This is a genomic window from Rhodococcus sp. IEGM 1318 (genome assembly GCF_033142465.1).
GTDB lineage: Bacteria > Actinomycetota > Actinomycetes > Mycobacteriales > Mycobacteriaceae > Rhodococcus_F > Rhodococcus_F qingshengii_B.
In genome coordinates this window covers 1-2,437 of the sequence record NZ_JAWLSC010000048.1, presented here as the reverse complement: position 1 = coordinate 2,437, position 2,437 = coordinate 1, and the positions used below count along the sequence as shown (strand labels likewise).

Below are 2,437 nucleotides of genomic sequence, written 5' to 3'. Positions count from 1 at the left end.
ACCTTCGCTGATCGTTGGCCGGGATCGGAAACTTACTGATGGAAACCGGCCGAAACACCGTTAGCGAGACAGACCCGGCTCTGTGGCTGATACGCCTTAATGGTCAGCAGGTAGTTGAATCGCCTCACTGCTCGCTTTTGGTGCGCGAGTGACGATCCCTGTCAAGGGAGTCGTTGGTCAGTCGTTCAACGAGCAGCCCCTGACACCTGTATGCCGGTGCGTTGCAAGTACGGGTGCACGTCGAAACGCTATGGAGTTGTTCGGATGTTGCCGCTGGTGGACGTGGATGTTCGTCGAGTTGAGACTATTCCGATTATTGCCAAAACGACGTGGGCTGCTGCTGCGGCGGCGAAAGCCCAGGCGTAGCCGTCGATGGTGTCGCTTCGGGTTGCGGCTACTGCCATCAAGACGGCGAATCCTACGGTCGGGCCTAGTTCCATCGCGGTGTTCATCACGCCTCCGGCCAGACCTGACTGGGTCGCCGGCACACCGGCGGTGGTCAGGACAGCTCCAGCGGAGAAGACCAGCGACGCGCCAGCTGGAAGTAGAATCAAACCTGGTAGTAGACCTACGAGAAAGTCCGTGTCCGGGTGCAAGTTTGCGAGCAATGCTAGCCCGGTGGCGCTGATGATCAGGCCAGCTGTCGCGACACGCACGGCACCGAACCGGCCGATTAACGGTCCCGCTGCACGGTTCGAGGCGATCAAAGCTGCCGTGTACGGAATGAATGCTCCAGCTGTTGCAAGGGTCGTCCACCCCCGTTCGTTCTGCAAATACAGTGCGAGCAAGAAGGCAATCAACCCTGATCCGGCAGCTGAAAGCAGGATCCCGCCCAGACCGAACAAACGCTGACCTCGCCCGATGAATCCAGCTGGGAGTAGCGGCTGCCTTACTCGGCGCTCGATCACGGTGAACGCGACGAGGAGCGCGAGACCGATCGCGAGCGGCACGAGAACTCCGACAGAGGTCCAGGAGTTCTCGAGACTGAGGATGAGACCGTAGCTTCCGATCGAGATCCCGAGCGTTGCCAGCACAGCCCCGAAGGGGTCGAGTCCAGGAGCGCTGTCGGCGGTGTCGGGTTCGGCAGCTGGGAACAGCCTGCGGTGCAACGCCAGAGTCAATGTCGCTACGACAACAGGTATGACGAACATCCAACGCCAGGACACCCACGTGGTAATCGCGCCCGAGACAACGGTTCCCGCTGCGGCGCCGAGTACGGACACCCCGCCCCACACTGCCATGGCCCGCCCGAATGCCGCCCCGTCGGTGAACACTGCCCGCAGAATCGCTAATGCGGCCGGGGCCGTCAATGCTGCACCAATGCCCTGAACGAAACGCGCAACGACCAGGGCAGTGAAGGTCGGGGCGAACGCCCCGGCGAGCGACGCCAACCCGAAGATCGCCAAGCCGATCACCAACAGCTGTCGTCCACCGAACCGGTCGGTCAATCGCCCACCGAACAGCAACAAACCACTGTAGGGCAGGCCGTAGGCGGCGTTGACCAAAACGAGGCCAGAGGAATCGAGGCCGAATTCTCGTCCGATCAGCGGAAGCGGGACAGCGATCAGGGTGATCGTGAAGATCAGCGTCGCTTGAACTACTGCGAGGACGGTGAAGGCCCGTCCTGTTCCCGCGGCGGCGCGCACGCTCGGCCGGGTGGCCGATTCGCCAGCGGTGGTTGATGGTTGGCTCATGAGTCGAGGGTGGATCGTCGGGGGACGAAATGGCAAGAATGGTTGCCGTTTCCGGGAAATGTCGCACGGTGAAGGCTTATAGCCTGGTCCCCCAGATTTCCGCCGCTGCCGCGATCCTGGTGGCCTGGAATCGTTGTTCCTCCCAGCGCCACCCGCAAGTCTATGTGAAGATGGAGTGTTGTTTTAGAGGTTGACCTGCGGTGATGGCACGTCCCCGGGGTGGTTGTTGGGGTGTGTGGGGCGCCGGCGGTTTTTGGGGGCCGGCGGGGTGGGTGTTGTGAGGGCTCTTTTTTGGGTGTTCTTGAATGTTGTTGTGGGTCAGTAGGGTTCGGTATTCGGTTGGTGTTGGGTTGGTTTCGTGGGTTGTGCACGGTGGTGTTTTCGTGAACGTCGAATGTTGTTGTGGTGGTGAGTGTTTCGGTGTTTCGTGTTTTCGGGGTGTTTTGCGGTTTGGTGGGTGTGGGTGTATGATTGGGAGCATGATGATGACGAGGCAGTGGACGCGAGACGGGGCGCTTTTCGTGACCCCTCCCCTCCTCCCCAGCCTCGTTCGGGTGTCGGGTACCGGTTCAGACGTTGCGATGAATTCGATTGGTGAGAACCAAGATTCGAAATTCAGAGGAGCGAAGCGACTCGATCGACGGCAACGGCACTCGACCCACTGCGAGCCGCGCAGCGGCTCCCTGGCGGGGGAGCGAAGCGACTCGCTCCCGTCTCCCGACGCGAAGCGTCGGGAGGAGCGC

General features: G+C 61.2%; 1 protein-coding gene. It reads right to left on the bottom strand.

Translation table 11 applies throughout. The features are described 5' to 3' along the window. Positions 1–248: 248 nt before the first annotated feature. Positions 249–1,694 (bottom strand): MFS transporter, encoded by a 1,446-nt coding sequence (locus R4P65_RS32965; protein WP_317829688.1) that lies wholly within the window; start codon positions 1,692–1,694, stop codon positions 249–251. Between the last annotated feature and the right edge of the window lie 743 nt (positions 1,695–2,437).